Origin of the sequence: Enterobacter cloacae complex sp. P40C2, assembly GCF_014930695.1 — a bacterium.
Classification (GTDB): Bacteria; Pseudomonadota; Gammaproteobacteria; order Enterobacterales; family Enterobacteriaceae; genus Enterobacter; species Enterobacter pasteurii.
The window spans coordinates 53,255-68,628 of record NZ_JADBRP010000004.1 but is presented as its reverse complement, the minus strand read 5'-3'; the positions used below and the strand labels follow the sequence as shown (position 1 = coordinate 68,628).

The 15,374-nt window shown below is 55.2% G+C and carries 12 protein-coding genes and 1 riboswitch; of the genes, 6 read left to right on the top strand and 6 right to left on the bottom strand.

Annotation, left to right across the window (positions count from 1 at the left end):
• The first annotated feature begins 60 nt into the window (after positions 1 to 60).
• The 3 genes from IM304_RS09690 to etk are packed head-to-tail and all read left to right on the top strand — an operon-like array spanning position 61 to position 3,847.
• A complete protein-coding gene (locus IM304_RS09690) occupies positions 61 to 1,200 on the top strand; it encodes a polysaccharide export protein (RefSeq protein WP_193355594.1) in 1,140 nt (379 codons plus the stop codon).
• Positions 1,200 to 1,649, top strand: coding sequence for a protein-tyrosine-phosphatase (locus IM304_RS09685; RefSeq protein ID WP_013097923.1), 450 nt, complete (start codon positions 1,200 to 1,202; stop codon positions 1,647 to 1,649). Before IM304_RS09690 ends, IM304_RS09685 begins: the two co-directional genes overlap by 1 nt.
• Positions 1,649 to 3,847, top strand: a complete 2,199-nt coding sequence (etk, locus tag IM304_RS09680; RefSeq protein ID WP_193355593.1) for a tyrosine-protein kinase — start codon at positions 1,649 to 1,651, stop codon at positions 3,845 to 3,847. The genes IM304_RS09685 and etk overlap by 1 nt, the downstream gene beginning before the upstream one ends.
• Here etk and IM304_RS09675 read toward each other — a convergent pair.
• Positions 3,844 to 5,187, bottom strand: a complete 1,344-nt coding sequence (locus IM304_RS09675) for an NCS2 family permease (protein ID WP_193355592.1) — start codon at positions 5,185 to 5,187, stop codon at positions 3,844 to 3,846. The genes etk and IM304_RS09675 overlap by 4 nt on opposite strands.
• A gap of 20 nt (positions 5,188 to 5,207) precedes the next feature.
• Complete coding sequence (locus tag IM304_RS09670) at positions 5,208 to 6,986, bottom strand: adenine deaminase C-terminal domain-containing protein (protein ID WP_193355591.1); 1,779 nt, start codon at positions 6,984 to 6,986, stop codon at positions 5,208 to 5,210.
• Between the two features lie 122 nt (positions 6,987 to 7,108).
• Here IM304_RS09670 and IM304_RS09665 point away from each other — a divergent pair, with 122 nt between their 5' ends.
• Positions 7,109 to 8,029 (top strand): LysR family transcriptional regulator, encoded by a 921-nt coding sequence (locus IM304_RS09665; protein ID WP_193355590.1) that lies wholly within the window; start codon positions 7,109 to 7,111, stop codon positions 8,027 to 8,029.
• A 48-nt stretch (positions 8,030 to 8,077) separates the two neighbouring features.
• Here the strand turns inward: IM304_RS09665 and IM304_RS09660 are convergent, their stop codons facing one another.
• From IM304_RS09660 to IM304_RS22390, 4 genes are all read right to left on the bottom strand, one after another.
• On the bottom strand, positions 8,078 to 9,544 hold the full coding sequence (locus IM304_RS09660) for an aspartate aminotransferase family protein (protein WP_193355589.1): 1,467 nt from the start codon (positions 9,542 to 9,544) through the stop codon (positions 8,078 to 8,080).
• A gap of 18 nt (positions 9,545 to 9,562) precedes the next feature.
• Positions 9,563 to 10,939 carry a diaminobutyrate--2-oxoglutarate transaminase gene (locus tag IM304_RS09655; RefSeq protein WP_032623920.1) on the bottom strand — a complete coding sequence of 459 codons (1,377 nt, stop codon included), beginning with the start codon at positions 10,937 to 10,939 and terminating at the stop codon, positions 9,563 to 9,565.
• A gap of 311 nt (positions 10,940 to 11,250) precedes the next feature.
• Positions 11,251 to 11,688 (bottom strand): hypothetical protein, encoded by a 438-nt coding sequence (locus IM304_RS09650; protein ID WP_193355588.1) that lies wholly within the window; start codon positions 11,686 to 11,688, stop codon positions 11,251 to 11,253.
• Between the two features lie 274 nt (positions 11,689 to 11,962).
• A complete protein-coding gene (locus IM304_RS22390; protein ID WP_193355587.1) occupies positions 11,963 to 13,213 on the bottom strand; it encodes a YadA-like family protein in 1,251 nt (416 codons plus the stop codon).
• A 422-nt stretch (positions 13,214 to 13,635) separates the two neighbouring features.
• Positions 13,636 to 13,732: riboswitch (TPP riboswitch) on the top strand.
• A gap of 35 nt (positions 13,733 to 13,767) precedes the next feature.
• Between IM304_RS22390 and thiM the strand changes: the two genes are divergently transcribed.
• Both thiM and thiD read left to right on the top strand, forming a co-directional pair.
• On the top strand, positions 13,768 to 14,538 hold the full coding sequence (gene thiM / locus IM304_RS09640) for a hydroxyethylthiazole kinase (protein WP_193355586.1): 771 nt from the start codon (positions 13,768 to 13,770) through the stop codon (positions 14,536 to 14,538).
• Positions 14,535 to 15,335, top strand: coding sequence for a bifunctional hydroxymethylpyrimidine kinase/phosphomethylpyrimidine kinase (thiD, locus tag IM304_RS09635; RefSeq protein ID WP_193355585.1), 801 nt, complete (start codon positions 14,535 to 14,537; stop codon positions 15,333 to 15,335). The genes thiM and thiD overlap by 4 nt, the downstream gene beginning before the upstream one ends.
• Positions 15,336 to 15,374 lie beyond the last annotated feature (39 nt).

Here is a 15,374-nt window from a genome sequence, read left to right as displayed (position 1 = left end):
AGGAAGTTTTAGGTTTTTACCAGACTTATGATAATCACTACTATAAAACAATTTTAATAAATGAAAAATACAACGGCATTTTCGATACTGCTTTTCACTATTATCCCGCTCGCGGGCTGCGTATTTTCTCCCGGTCAGCATCTCGACCCTGGGGGAAAGCAGGTCATTGCCACAGAAGATGCAAACTATCAGCGTGAGAAACGAGTGGACGTTTATCCCCTCACGCCTTCGCTAATTGAAAAACTGCGGCCTCCGGTCTCAAAATCTCAGGCAAATCCTAATCTGGATAACGAAGTCAAAAACTGGGAATACCGTATCGGAACCGGCGATATTTTAACCGTTACCGTCTGGGATCACCCTGAGCTGACTACCCCGGCGGGCCAGTATCGTAGCGCAAGCGACACCGGTAACTGGGTCAACGCTGACGGCACGCTTTTCTATCCGTACGTTGGCAAACTGCATGTGGCAGGCAAAACGGTCTCTCAGGTACGTGAAGAGATCACCGCCCGGCTGGACAACGTCATTCAAAGCCCGCAGGTGGACGTCAGCATCGCCTCCTTCCGCTCGCAAAAAGCCTACGTCACGGGTGAAGTGATGAAGTCGGGCCAGCAGGCTATCACGAATATTCCGCTGACGGTCATGGATGCCGTCAACGCTGCCGGGGGCCTTTCTGCTGACGCGGACTGGCGTAACGTGGTGCTCACCCATAACGGCAAGGATACGCGCCTCTCTCTGTATGCGCTGATGCAGTGCGGCGATCTCACCCAAAATAAGCTGCTCTACCCGGGCGATATTCTGTTTGTTCCCCGTAACGACGCGCTGAAGGTGTTCGTCATGGGGGAGGTTATTAAACAAAGTACGCTGAAAATGGATCGCAGCGGCATGACCCTCGCCGAAGCGCTGGGTAACGCGGGCGGCCTGAACCAGAATATGGCGGATGCCACCGGCATTTTCGTCATACGTTCGGTGCCGAAAAAGGATCGCGCCGACAAACTCGCCACGGTCTATCAGCTGGATGCCAAAGACGCTTCAGCCATGGTGTTAGGCACCGAGTTTCAGCTTGAGCCCTACGACATTGTCTATGTGACCACCGCGCCGCTGTCACGCTGGAATCGCGTGATTACGCAGCTTGTGCCAACCATCAGCGGCGTGCATGACATTACCGAGACGGTGCGTTACATCAGATCGTGGCCGCAATAATGTTTGATTCCATCTTAGTGGTCTGCACCGGCAATATTTGTCGCTCGCCGATTGGCGAGCGGCTGTTGCGTCAGTTGCTACCGGGAAAACGGATAACCTCGGCAGGTATCTATGGGCTGGAGGGCAGTCCGGCGGATGTCAGCGCTCAGGACGTGGCAAGGCGACATGGGATCTCACTTGAGGGACATCGCGCGCGCAAACTGACCCCGCAGATCATGCGGGAATCGGATCTGATTCTGGTGATGGAACCTGCTCATCTTCGCTTTATCTCTGACATGGCCCCGGAAATTCGCGGCAAATCGCTGCTTTTTGGGCAATGGTTGGGGCCGCAGGACATCCCCGATCCCTATTGTAAAAGTCGTGAAGCATTCGATTATGTTTTCGGTCTGCTGGGCAAAGCCAGTCAGGAATGGGCTCATCGTTTGAGTCAACAAGGAATGAAGCGTTAATGTCGTCTTACACAACAGACAGTTACGGTGCGGCAGCACCGGAGAATCATGAAATCGATCTCATTAGCCTACTCGGCGAGGTGATCGATCACCGTGCAGTCATTTTATCGATAACTTTCCTGTTCACCCTGTTGGCGGGGCTGTATGCCTTTCTGGCCACGCCCGTTTATCGCGCAGATGCTTTAATCCAGGTAGAAGGAAAGCAGGATAACAGCCTGCTCAAAAATTTAAGGCAGTTTGGGAGTGAGATGTCTCCCGATGTCGAACCTGAAATTCTTCTGCTTAAATCGCGCATGATTCTGGGCGCAACCGTCGATGAATTAGGCCTAACACAGCACGTGACGCAGCGTACGTTCCCGGTAGTGGGTCGTCTGTGGGCACGGTTGCAGGGCCGTAAACCAGCGACGGTTGCCCTTGACTGGCTGCAATTTCCCCCTGTCGAAGGAAAACCTCGCACCCTTGTGCTCACTGTGCTAGAAAAAGGGGCATACCGGCTGGAGGGCGATAACTTTTATGCCGAGGGCAGGGAAGGGAAACCGCTGGAAAAAGCCGGCGTTTCGCTGCTAGTGGTGAAAATGAATGCGCCAACGGGCACGCAATTCACGGTGCAAAACAGCACCCGTCTGGAAGCTATTAATACGCTCAGCACCCAATTTAGCGTCGTTGAATCGGCAAAGCAGAGTGGGGTACTGATGCTCACGCTGACCGGAAACGATCCTGAGCGCATTGCGCATGTGCTTGACCGGATTGCCAACAACTATCTGCAGCAAAACATTGCGCGCCAGGAAGCACAGGATGCACGCAGTCTTGCATTTTTGCAGCAGCAATTGCCTAAAATCAGAAGCGAACTGGATCTGGCTGAAGAGCGGCTTAATCAGTATCGCAAACAGCGTGACTCGGTGGATCTCTCCCTGGAAGCGAAATCGGTTCTTGAGCAGATTGTGAATATCGAAAACCAGCTCAACGAGCTGACGTTTCGTGAGGCGGAGATTTCTCAGCTGTTCAAGAAAGAGCACCCGAACTACCGCGCCTTGCGTGAAAAGCGTCAGACGCTTGAGCAGGAGAAGGTCCGCCTTAATCAGCGTGTCGCCGCCATGCCATCGACCCAGCAGGATATTTTGCGCCTCAGTCGGGATGTGGAGTCAGGCCGCACCATCTATTTGCAGCTACTCACCCGTCAGCAGGAGCTGAACATTTCGCGCTCCAGCGCCATTGGTAACGTGCGAATTATCGACAGCGCGGTGACGCAACCCGATCCCATCAAACCGCGAAAGCTGGTGATTATCGTCTTAGGCATCCTGTTGGGGCTGATATGCTCAATGGGGCTGGTTCTGGTCCGCATGGCACTCAGACGCGGCATCAATACCTCCGAGCAGCTGGAAGGTCTTGGCGTACAGGTGATGGCTACCTTGCCCCGTTCCCTGTGGCTGTGGAAAAAAACCAACCTGCGTAAAAAACGCGTATTTGGCTCACGCTGGAGACACAAGATTGTCGATGTCCCTTTCCTGCCGGTTGATCGGCCTGCGGATGCTTTTGTCGAGGCCGTGCGGGGGCTGCGCACCAGCCTGCATTTCACTTTGCAGGATGCCGCTAACCGGATCGTGATGATTTCTGGCCCAACGCAGGACTGCGGTAAAACCCTTGTCAGCACTTCGCTGGCCGTGATTGAAGCGCAGGCCGGGCTCAGGGTGTTATTCATTGATGCGGATATGCGCGAGGGATATGTACACAACATCTTTGACCTGAAAAATCATACCGGGCTTTCCGACGTGCTTGACGGAAAATGTCATTTCCAGGCGGTGATTCAGCGCTATGAGAAAGGCAACATTGATGTCCTGACCTGCGGGCCGGTTCCGTTACGCCCCTCTGAACTGCTGATGAGCGAACGCTTCAGGGCGTTAATGATCTGGGCAGATGAGCATTATGACCTTGTGATCCTCGATACCCCACCGGTGCTGGCCGTCACCGACGCCTCAGTGGCTGCCCCGGTGGCCGCCACCTCGCTGCTGGTGGCCCGCTATGGTAAAACCAGCCTGAAAGAGATGGAGAACAGCATTAAGCGTTTGCAGCAAACGGGGGCGCATATCAACGGCACCGTGCTGAACGATGTAGTGAAATCGGCAGCGCTGTATTACCGTGCAGGCTATGGCCATTACGAGTATGGCCATAGCCCGACACGGCAACCGCGCAAGGATTAGTGCTTCACCAGCGTGGCAAAGTAATACACCAGCGGAATGGCGAGGATCCACAGACCAACGGGGATTTCTCGCCATTTTCCTGCAATCGCTTTGATGACGATGTAAAACAGCAGCCCTCCCGCAATCCCTGTCCCGAAGCTGTTGGCAATCAGCGTAATCATCACCATCATCAGCACCGGCAGCCCGTCGGTGAAGTTTGCCAGATCCACCTTACGCAGGCCGCTGAACATATTCAGGCCTATCAGGATTAGGGCAGGCGCCGTGGCTTCTTTGGGGATCATGAGCGCAACGGGCGTAAACAGCAGCATCAGTAGGAACATGATCGCAGCGGCCAGCGCCGTCATGCCGGTTTTACCCCCCGCTTCTGCGGCCGCTGAGGATTCAATCAGCGCCGTGGCGGCAGGAATACCCACCCAGGGGCCAATCGCGGCGGCAATCGAGTCCACCATAAACGGGCGATTGATGTTTGCCATATTGCCCTCTTCATCCAGCAACCCGGCTTCACCTCCCACCGCCAGCGTGGTGCCCATGGTGGAGAAAAACTCCGATGCGAAAAAGACAAACAGGAACGGCAGGAAGGCAATATTCAGCGCGCCCAGCATGTCGATATGGCCCAGTACCGGCGTCAGTGAGTGAGGCATGTCAATAAAGCTGGCAGGAAGGCGGGTCACCCCCATCGGAATGCCTACGAGGGTAGCAAATAAAATGGCCCACAAAATGGCGCCCGGAATGCGACGCGCCTGCAGGGCAATGGCGAGGAACAGGCCGCTGAGCGCCACCAGCGCGCCTGGGGAGAGAAAATCACCCAGCATCAGCGCGTTCGTTTTTGCGTTAGCCAGCACCAGGCCGGCATTGCGAAAGCCCAGTACGGCGACAAAAAGACCGATAGAAGCCGTCAGTCCCAGTTTGATGGACTGCGGTACGGAGCGGGTCACAACCTCTCGCAGGCCAAAACGGGTGAGCAGGAAGAACAAAATACCCGACCAGCAGGCAATGCCCAGACCAATTTGCCAGCCGATGCCTTCACTGCCCGCCAGCGTTACCCCGACCAGCACCGAGCCACCAATGCCGGGCCCGACAATAAACGGCAGGTTGGCGTAAAACGCCATCAGCAGCGTACCGGCCACAAACACCAAAATGGTGCCGGTGGTCGCCGCGCCTTTGTCCATCCCGCCTACGGCGAGAAGCCCCGGGATGACCACCAGCAAATAGGCGGCTGCGAGAAAACCGGTGAGACCGGCCAGACACTCTGTGCGCACGGTACTGCCGCGCGTATACAGTTCAAAACGACGTTCAAGCCAGTTCCCTGGTGCTGGCGAATTAACGGTATTGTCGGCCATTATCCGGCTCTCCTTCTGTATTATTGTGTGGTGTCCGGGGTTTCCCGGTAAGAAATCAGCGGATCGACAATCTGGCGCGTGCTGCCATCGGTCAGTCCAAGATCGGTTAAATGCGGCCCGGCGTTGCAGGCAAGGCACGTCCCTTCAATGGCTTTAAATACTCTGTATGGCGGCTCCCAGTCGGCAATCTGGCTGCTGCGTTCGCGCAGCTCACGGAACTGGCGCGCCAGTTCCGCAGGGGCGAGCTCTGACAACATCCCCGCAATGGGCATCGCCACATGGGCGATCACGTCCCCGTTCTGTACCAGCGCCATCCCGCCACCGCTTTGGATCAGCGTGTTGGCGGCCAGTGCCATGTCATCAGGATCGCGTCCCAGTACCACCAGGTTGTGTGAGTCATGGGAGTAGCTGGTGGCAATGGCCCCCCGCAGCTCTCCCCAACCTTCCAGCAGGGCGATTTGCGGTACCGCCGCATGGCGTGCGTGGCGGTGCTGAACCCAAATCAGGCTAAAACCAGCCGGTATCTCAACGCGTCCGTCACGTACCCGGACGTCGGTTTCTCCCCAGCGGGTAAAACGTGCGCCGCTGATATGACGCAGGCGCGCCACACCGTGGTTTGCGTTGTCGATGCGCATGTAAAAATCACTGGCGGTCAGCGACGACAGGCGCACGGTATCCCGGGGCAGCGTCAGGGGCGTATCAACAATCGGCTCGATCATCGCTCCGTCACGGGCAATGCATTTTCCGGCGACGTACACCCGACGAGCCGTCAGTTTATCCAGTGAATCGAACACCACCAGATCCGCACGACGACCCGCGGCAATCAGCCCGAGATCGTTACGCTGCAGGCGCAGGGAGGCGTTCAGGGTAGCAAACCGCAGCGCGTCCGTCGCCGGAAGGCCATGTTCAATCAGCAGGTTGAGCAGGGCGATGATGCCGCCTTTTTCCATCAAGATGTCTGGTGGGACATCGTCAGTGCAGACCGTGATTTGTGACGACAGATGCGGCAGCGTTTTCAGCGCGCTGACGATATCAGGCAGCAGATAAGGATGCGAGCCGCGGATCTCCAGCGTCAGCCCGGCGCGTAATTTTTCCAGCGCATCGTCGGCGGAGGTGAGTTCATGATCGGAGGTGACGCCCGCCGCCAGATACGCCTGTAAATCCGCGCCGCTCAGACCACGCGCGTGACCTTCAATCAGCTTCCCACTTTCCAGCCCGGCCTGCACGATCTCCAGCATACGCTGACTGCCATTCAGCACTCCGTGCATGTCCATCACTTCCGCCACGCCGCGCACTTCGGGCCAGCCAAGCAGGGTATTCATCTCTTCGCCCGCAAAGTCTGCGCCGGACATCTCCAGCCCCGGTGTGGAAGGGACGCTCGATGGCGCCGCGACCATTACCTGCAGTGGCAGGTTGCGGCTCGCCTCAATGGCAAAGCGGACGCCCTCAATCCCCAGAACGTTTGCCAGCTCGTGCGGATCCCAGAACACCGCGGTGGTGCCCTGCGCCAGTACGATCTCTGCGTAGCGGGCGGGCAGCAGATGCGAGCTTTCAAGGTGAACATGCGTGTCCATTAGCCCCGGAGAGAGAAACTGGTTGTTCAGGTCATGCGTCTCATGCGCATCGTTGCGGTTACCGCGCGGATGGACGCTGGCGATAAGCGAGCCGACGATGCCCACATCCGCGTCGCGGATCTCACCGGTTGCCATATCAACAACTCGGGTATGCGTAAGCAACAGGTCAAACGGCGTTTCGCCTCGTGCAGCCTTCACGGCGCGGCGTCGGGTTTCGGCAGTCATGCAATTAACAGTTCCAGCATTGAAATATTGACGTTACTCTATGCACCCGGCAAACGTTTGCCCAGCTGATAAAATTTATCGCCCGATAACCCCGGGTTATTCTGTGACGCGTGTAACGGATAATGATGACGGAACCCTGGCAGCGCTTGCCTGCGCTCTCCCTTCGGCAGCTACAGTATTTTGTCACTCTGGCGCAGCTGCGTCATTTTACGGATACCGCCAGTAAACTGGCCATCAGCCAGCCGGCGCTCAGCAGCGCCCTGCGGCAAATCGAAACCGTGCTCGGCGGTAAACTGGTCAACCGTACCGCGTCGGCGGTCACGCTGACCGAGCTGGGGCACGCCATTCTGCCACATGCCCAGCGGGTGCTCAGCGTGGCGCAGCTGGCGTTTGATGATATGCAGCAGATTGTGCAGGCCGGCGGCGACGGTACGGTGCGGATCGGTCTGGTACCTTCAGTCAGTTCGCTGCTGTTTCCGCTGCTGCCGCAGACGCTGGGGCAGGCCTTTCCGCGCTTGCGGGTGGAGTTTCACGACCAGACTAACGATGCGCTGGTGGCGCAACTGCTGAAAGGGCAGATTGATTTTGGCATCGGGGCGCTGGACAACTCGGTACCCGAACAGCTGGACGTGTTCCCGTTGCAGGAGGATCCGTTTGTGGCCGTGCTGCACTGCGACGATCCGCTCGCCGCGTCGGCACATGTTCCCTGGAAACAGCTGGTGGGCCGGGATATTGCCGTTTTCTCAAAAGGCAATATTCAGCGGCTGGTCAATGCGCTTGCCGAAAGCCACCGTCTGTCCCTGCAGACCCGTTATCAGGTGGACTATATCGAGACATTATACGGACTGGTGCGCTCGAAGCTTGCCGTGGGGATATTGCCTCAGCTTTACACCACCCACCTGCAGGACCCGCAGCTTAAGGTGGTTCACCTACAGCAACCGGCCCTGGCGCGCACGGTGGCGCTGATGCGTGCCCCGCAGGCGTTGCCGACGATGATTGAATCCTGCTTTACGCTGATGGTTGAAACCTTGAGAACACGCTGAGGAGCTGGACAGGGGAAATACCCTCTCCCGGCGGGAGAGGGGTTTGGGTTATTTCGCCAGAACTTCCTGAGCGGTACGCTCAACCAGAGACAGCAGGACTTTAATGTCCTCCAGCGTCACGGTTGGGTTCAGCAGGGTCAGCTTCAGGCAGGTGATACCGTTATGTTCGGTAACACCGACGTTTGCGCGGCCTGACTCCAGCAGCGCATCGCCAATCTTCTGGTTCAGCAGGGCAATACCGGCGTCATCCATCTGCGCCTGCGGACGGAAGCGGAACAGAACGCTTGCCAGCTGTGGCTGCATAACCAGTTCCAGAGCAGGCTGCTCTTTCACGTAGGCCGCAACCTGCTGCGCCAGCGTCACGCCGTGATCGATGATCGACGCATACTGTTCCTGACCCAGCGCTTCCAGGCTCATCCACAGCTTCAGCGCGTCGAAACGGCGCGTGGTTTGCAGAGATTTGGACACCAGGTTAGGCACGCCCGCTTCTTCATCAAACTCAGAGTTCAGGTAAGCTGCCTGATAGCGCATCAGCTCATAGTGACGTGCTTCTTTCAGCAGGAAGGCACCGCAGCTGATGGTCTGGAAGAACTGCTTGTGGAAGTCCAGCGTCACGGAATCCACCAGCTCGATGCCGTCCAGGTAGTGACGATACTGCTCGGACATCAGCAGCGCGCCGCCCCAGGCCGCATCAACGTGTACCCAGATATTCTGTTTCGCAGCCAGCTCGGCAATGGCACGTAGCGGATCGATAGCGCCCGCGTCGGTTGTGCCGGCAGTGGCCACGATAGCCAGGATCTGTTCACCGTTCGCGTTGCACTGCTCAATTTTCGCCGCCAGATCGTTGAGATCCATTCGGGAAAATTCGTCAGTTTTCACCTGCACCACGGACTGATAGCCCAGACCCATCAGCGCCATGTTTTTCTGCACGGAGAAATGCGCGTTTTCGGAGCACAGCACGCGGATCTTACGCAGATCGCCGGTCAGACCATCCTGCTGGACAGAGTGGCCCTGACGCGCGAAGAACGCATCACGCGCCAGCATCAGGCCCATCAGGTTGCTCTGGGTACCGCCGCTGGTGAAGACACCTGCGTCGCCAGCCTGATAACCCACGCGGGTACGCAGCCATTCAATCAGCTTGATTTCAATGATGGTTGCGGACGGGCTTTGATCCCAGGAGTCCATACTCTGGTTGGTGGCGTTAATCAGCACTTCCGCTGCCTGGCTTACCACCAGGCTCGGGCAGTGCAGGTGCGCCACGCACTGCGGGTGATGAACGGACAAGCTGTCTTTCAGGAAAAACTCGACGGCGCGTTCAATCGCCGCTTCGTTGCCCAGCCCTTTCGGGTTGAAATCCAGCTTAATACGGTCGCGCAGCTCCGCGACCGTTTTGCCCTGGTACATCTCAGGCTGCTTCAGCCACTGCATCACAGCCTGAGTGCTTTGTTCAATCGCCTGCTGGTAAGCTTCAATGCTCTGCGCAGAGGAGAACAAAATTGGGTTTGAATCAGACATCGTAATCAACCACTCCGGTTACGCCGGGCGAACGCCCGCAGCAAGCAGCGCCTGCTCAAATTTATCCAGGAACACCTTCAGCTCATCATCACTGATCAGCAGGGAAGGCAGCAGACGCAGAACGATACCGTTACGACCGCCGCGCTCCAGAATCAGACCGGCTTCGAAGCACTTCTTCTGGATCAGCGCAGACAGTTCGCCGTCGCCCGGGAAGCAGCCCATGTGGTCAGCGGCTTCATGCGGCTTAACGATCTCGATACCGATCATCATGCCCAGACCGCGAACGTGGCCGATTACCGGATAACGTTTCGCCATCTCTTTCAGCTGGCCCTTCAGCCATTCGCCCTGTGCAGCCACTTTGCCAGCGATGTTCTGGTCTTTCAGGATTTTCAGCGTGGTCAGACCGGTTGCCATTGCCAGCTGGTTTCCGCGGAAGGTGCCGGTGTGGTGGCCTGGCGCCCATGCATCGAACTGCTTTTTGATACCAAGCACGGCCAGCGGCAGACCGCCGCCAACGGCTTTAGACATCACGATGATGTCTGGCTCGATGCCCGCGTGTTCGAAGGCGAAGAATTTACCGGTACGGGCAAAGCCAGCCTGAACTTCGTCGAGGATCAGCAGAATGCCGTGTTCCTGAGTCACTTTACGGATGCGTTGCAGCCACTCGGCCGGAGCCGGGTTTACGCCGCCTTCACCCTGAACGGCTTCAAGGATCACGGCCGCAGGTTTACGCACGCCGCTTTCAACGTCGTTAATCAGGTTGTCGAAGTAGTAGGTCAGCGCTTTCACGCCCGCTTCACCACCGATACCCAGCGGGCAGCGGTACTCGTGCGGGTAAGGCATGAACTGAACTTCAGGCATCATGCCGTCTACCGCTTCTTTCGGAGACAGGTTGCCGGTAACGGACAGTGCGCCGTGGGTCATACCGTGGTAACCACCAGAGAAGCTGATGATACCGCTACGACCGGTCACTTTTTTAGCCAGCTTCAGCGCCGCTTCTACAGCGTCAGCACCGGATGGGCCGGTGAATTGCAGGCAGTACTCTTTGCCCTGACCAGGCAGCAGAGAGAGCAGGTATTCTGAGAACGCGTCTTTAAGAGGCGTGGTCAGATCCAGGGTATGTAACGGCAAGCCGCTGGTAATGACATTTTGGATGCTTTTCAGCACATCAGGATGATTGTGACCAAGCGCAAGGGTGCCTGCGCCTGCTAAACAGTCAAGGTACTCTTTATTATCTGCATCGGTGATCCACACGCCTTCTGCTTTAGTGATGGCTAAAGGCAGCTTGCGAGGATAACTCCTGACGTTAGATTCAAACTCGGCCTGACGGGCCAGATAGGTTTCGTTGCTTTTGTGGGCATCTACGGTGTCAATACGGACTTTATCCGTCATCATATCACTCCTACAACCGCCGCTTCGTTATGAGCAACGATTGAATAAAAAGTTAAAAAACAGATGGGGCCTGAAAAAAACGCCGCCAATATAGAGCCTTTTGTCACCGGGCTCAATGGTTAATTTGTTTACTGTTTTGTGACACAGAGCACAGGGGGGGCAATATCCACGTTTACAGGCGGAAAATTGCGGTTTATGACAAATAAAAACAATGAGTTACGTGTGGTTTGTCAGCATTGTAAAATCAGAGAAAAGAGTGTGACAAATCGTGCGATTGACGGACTAAAAGGAGGCTGACCGCCTCCTTACGCGCTTTATTTCTGCGTGACCTGCAAAATACCGCGATCGCGTCCCTTCGTTTTATTCCACGACGCGTCCGTAATACCGTTTTCATCAAGGCTAAGCGATATCACAACACCATCGCCATGAATCTCGTAGAAATGCGCATTCAGGCGTTTTACGCTGGCTTTTTTACCGTTAACCGTAGCGTTAAAAAAGCCGTTTGAAACCATGGCGCTAACCGTGTTTGAGGTTAATGAGGCTTCCCGCAGGGGATCGTGAACCGCTGTCGTTCGATCGCCTTGTACAGCATTTTCCGCTTTCGTTTTGCTGATATCGCAAGAACCGTCGGTAGCGCTAATTTGCGTGCATCCCGAACGTTCCAGCTGGGCACGATAATGTGCGCTAATGGCGTGCGCGGGCATTACGGCAACATAGAACAGTAATACGAGCGACGTTAATTTCGTTTTCATAAAATAAACCTTAGCTGTGGTGATGGTGTTTTTGGCCAGCGTCTGCCGCTCGGGCTGCATTTGGGTTGCTCGGGCGAGACATATCCCACAAGCATGATTATTATCATTAACTTTTTCATTTATCGCCTTAATAACGACATAAATAATATGAGACGTACATTATGCCGATCCAGATCCCAACGGAAATCAGCATCAGGTACAGGGCTGCGGAAATAAAAATATATTTATACATACGCGTTGCTATCAAATAAGGCCTAATTAAAGGACGGCTTTTTTAAAAGCCCAAACCTATCCCAACCGATGCGCCCATGTTATTTGCGGTATCGTCAGAGAAACTTACCTTAGCGATGACATGGGAAGAAAAGTTTACCGACGCGCCGACGGCAAGGGCGCTTTCGCCGTTGTAGGTCGCACCGCCTGCTGAAAACATCATGCGCTGGTTAGTTTGCACCTGTGGTAAACCCGCCATCGCCATCGCGCCCGAAATACCGGCATTTGCCTGTTTCTTATTATTGTCCACTTCTTCAAGCAGGGATTTAAATTGCTGGCTGGTGGCGTTATTCATTGCCTGCAAGGTCTGCCTCGTCGCTTGCAGCTCCTGCGTTGCTGCGTTAACCGCCAGGCTATTTTTAGCGACCTTAGCCTGGGTTGCCGTGTCGACTTGTTTTTGCGTAACGGTGGTTGTCACGCCATCTTTGCCGTTATGGCCATTTACGCCGTCACGACCGTTTATTCCCGCGAGGCCCTGTGCGCCGGTTTCGCCTTTGTCGCCTTTCGCTCCGGTTGCTCCTGTATCGCCTTTGTCGCCCTTAGCGCCGTCTTTACCATCAACACCATCTTTAGGAACAGGCTGACTTTCAAGCTTTTGAATACGAGTTTCATGATTATCAAGAACAACATCCTGATTATCGTTAGTAGCCGAAATCAGTTTGTCAGAATCAATTCTTGCTTGTTTTTCAGTGTTGATCCGATCGTTGAGTTGGCGATCGGCAACTAAACGGGTGTCTGCTTCCTGGGTAATCTCACCCTGAATAGCATTACTTACAGTGGTGAGTTTTTTTCCTACGCTATCAGCAGCGGTAAGAGCATTATTAGCTGTATCTTGGGCAACCTGTGCTTTATCAGAAAGCGCTTGTTTAGATGTTTGCAAATCAGCATTTACACCATCAATAGCAGTAGTATTAGCATTGATGATTTTATCTTGTGCTGCATTGTTACTAATACGTTCATTGGCCTCAGCAGTGAGATCGCCACGTAAAGCAGAGATTTTATCTGCGTTATCAGTGGTAACTCCCTGAACAGTATTAATAGTGTTTGTATTAACGTTGATAGCAGCGGTGTTAGCATCAATCTGATCCAGATCGTAGCTTTTAACGCTTTCATCTTGCCCTTGCAGGTGAATGAAAACGCCTTGTGTACCTAAGCCGCTAACATCTTGAATGTAAACATCACCAGCATTAACAGTATTAACGAAAAGAGCACCAAAAACAGCAATAGCAATCGCTGATTTATACAGAGATTTCATTTAAAAAGACTCGCGCTAGAAGAATTTAAAATTAAAGATTAAATAAGTGATAACGGAGCTAAACTATAAATAGTTTAGTCTTGTAAGTGTTGATGTAGATCACCTTTTACACTTATTGCGATGCAGTTGGATGGGGTGTTTTTAGTCTTTTTATAAATACTATTTCGAATGAAAATTAAAAATTCGCAAGCTGAAAGTAAACATTAAAGAGCACGGCTTAAAGGCAAAAAATTAATAAAAGCTTAGATTAACTAACTTTGCTAAAGTGAGATTTATTATCATGTTTTACGGTATCGTTTTGTTCAGGTTTTCTTTCTCGAAGGAGTGGGTAATAATAAATCGAAAACCCTTGCGCCAGAACTACGCTCCCGGTTACACTAAAAAAGCATTAGTTTTTAATGCATAACTGATTCTTTTATAAGTAATTTGACTCGGGGTGCCCTTCTTTGTGAAGGCTGAGAAATACCCGTATTACCTGATCTGGATAATGCCAGCGTAGGGAAGTCAGATGCCTTCCCGGTCATCGCTTCTTCACGTACGGCAGGAGCGAAACCATGCAGACTAACCTGCTCGATCTACCTGTTTTACATCAGTTCCGAACCCGTTCCCCGCTTACACACTGTATGACTAACGACGTCGTGCAGACGTTCACCGCCAACGTTCTGCTGGCGCTTGGCGCATCGCCGGCGATGGTGATAGAAGCCGAAGAAGCCGAACAGTTTGCCGCGCTTGCCGACGCGCTGTTAATCAACGTTGGCACGCTTACCGCCCCGCGCGCCCAGTCGATGCGCCGGGCCATAGAGAGTGCGGTGGCCGCAGGCAAACCCTGGACTCTGGATCCGGTCGCGGTAGGCGCCCTGACGTTCCGTACCCGCTTTTGTCACCAGATGCTCTCTCTCAAACCCGCGGCTATTCGCGGTAACGCCTCGGAAATACTTGCCCTCACCGGCATGAGCGCGGGTGGACGCGGCGTGGACACCACCGATACCGCGGCGAGCGCGTTGCCCGCTGCGCAGGCGCTGGCCCGCCAGACCAGCGCCATAGTGGTGGTGACGGGAGAGATGGATCACATCACCGACGGCCAGCGAACCCGCACGGTTACGGGGGGCGATCCGCTGATGACCCGCGTGGTGGGAACGGGCTGCGCGCTCTCTGCGGTCGTCGCCGCCAGCTGCTCGCTGCCGGGCGACAGGCTCGACAACGTGACGGCGGCCTGCGGGTGGATGAAGCGCGCGGGGTCGATTGCCGTATCCCAGACCCGCGGCCCCGGCAGCTTTGCCGCTGCTTTTCTGGACGCGCTCTACGCGCTGGAGGAGCAGGTATGAAACGCATTAATGCTCTCACCATTGCGGGTACCGATCCAAGCGGCGGGGCAGGGATCCAGGCCGACCTGAAAACCTTCTCTGCCCTTGGCGCGTACGGTTGCTCTGTCATCACCGCGCTGGTGGCGCAAAACACGCGAGGCGTACAGTCGGTTTATCGCATTGAGTCAGATTTTGTTGCCGCGCAGCTGGATTCGGTATTCAGCGATGTACGCATCGATACCACCAAGATCGGCATGCTGGCAGAAGCCGATATCGTTGAAGCGGTCGCCGAACGGCTCAGGCATTATCAGATACAAAACGTGGTGCTCGATACCGTGATGCTGGCAAAAAGCGGCGATCCGCTGCTCCCGGCCTCCGCTGTCGAAACGCTGCGTAAAAAGCTGCTGCCGCAGGTGGCCCTGATCACGCCCAACCTGCCTGAAGCCGCCGCGCTGCTGGATGCGCCACACGCCCGGAACGAGCGCGAAATGAAAGAGCAGGGGAATGCGCTGCTGGCGATGGGGTGTAGCGCGGTGCTGATGAAGGGCGGCCATCTTGATGACGCAGAAAGCCCGGACTGGCTCTTCACCCGCGACGGCGCGCAGCGCTTCACCGCACCGCGGGTACAGACCAAAAACACCCACGGAACGGGCTGTACGCTCTCCGCGGCGCTGGCGGCGCTGCGTCCGCGCCACGCTGACTGGGCGGGTGCGGTGCAGGAAGCCAAGGTATGGCTCTCCGGCGCGCTGGCAAAAGCGGATTCTCTGGAAGTGGGTCACGGTATTGGTCCGGTTCACCATTTCCATGCATGGTGGTAAGCCGTATACTGGCAGGAAACCTTATGCCAGAGAAAAACA

Excerpts from the sequence above, each read along its gene's own strand:
- IM304_RS09690 (WP_193355594.1), top strand. The coding sequence starts at position 61 with ATGAAAAATACAACGGCATTTTCGATACTGCTTTTCACTATTATCCCG.
- IM304_RS09685 (WP_013097923.1), top strand. The coding sequence starts at position 1,200 with ATGTTTGATTCCATCTTAGTGGTCTGCACCGGCAATATTTGTCGCTCG.
- etk (WP_193355593.1), top strand. The coding sequence starts at position 1,649 with ATGTCGTCTTACACAACAGACAGTTACGGTGCGGCAGCACCGGAGAAT.
- IM304_RS09675 (WP_193355592.1), bottom strand. The coding sequence starts at position 5,187 with ATGGCCGACAATACCGTTAATTCGCCAGCACCAGGGAACTGGCTTGAA.
- IM304_RS09670 (WP_193355591.1), bottom strand. The coding sequence starts at position 6,986 with ATGACTGCCGAAACCCGACGCCGCGCCGTGAAGGCTGCACGAGGCGAA.
- IM304_RS09665 (WP_193355590.1), top strand. The coding sequence starts at position 7,109 with ATGATGACGGAACCCTGGCAGCGCTTGCCTGCGCTCTCCCTTCGGCAG.
- IM304_RS09660 (WP_193355589.1), bottom strand. The coding sequence starts at position 9,544 with ATGTCTGATTCAAACCCAATTTTGTTCTCCTCTGCGCAGAGCATTGAA.
- IM304_RS09655 (WP_032623920.1), bottom strand. The coding sequence starts at position 10,939 with ATGATGACGGATAAAGTCCGTATTGACACCGTAGATGCCCACAAAAGC.
- IM304_RS09650 (WP_193355588.1), bottom strand. The coding sequence starts at position 11,688 with ATGAAAACGAAATTAACGTCGCTCGTATTACTGTTCTATGTTGCCGTA.
- IM304_RS22390 (WP_193355587.1), bottom strand. The coding sequence starts at position 13,213 with ATGAAATCTCTGTATAAATCAGCGATTGCTATTGCTGTTTTTGGTGCT.
- thiM (WP_193355586.1), top strand. The coding sequence starts at position 13,768 with ATGCAGACTAACCTGCTCGATCTACCTGTTTTACATCAGTTCCGAACC.
- thiD (WP_193355585.1), top strand. The coding sequence starts at position 14,535 with ATGAAACGCATTAATGCTCTCACCATTGCGGGTACCGATCCAAGCGGC.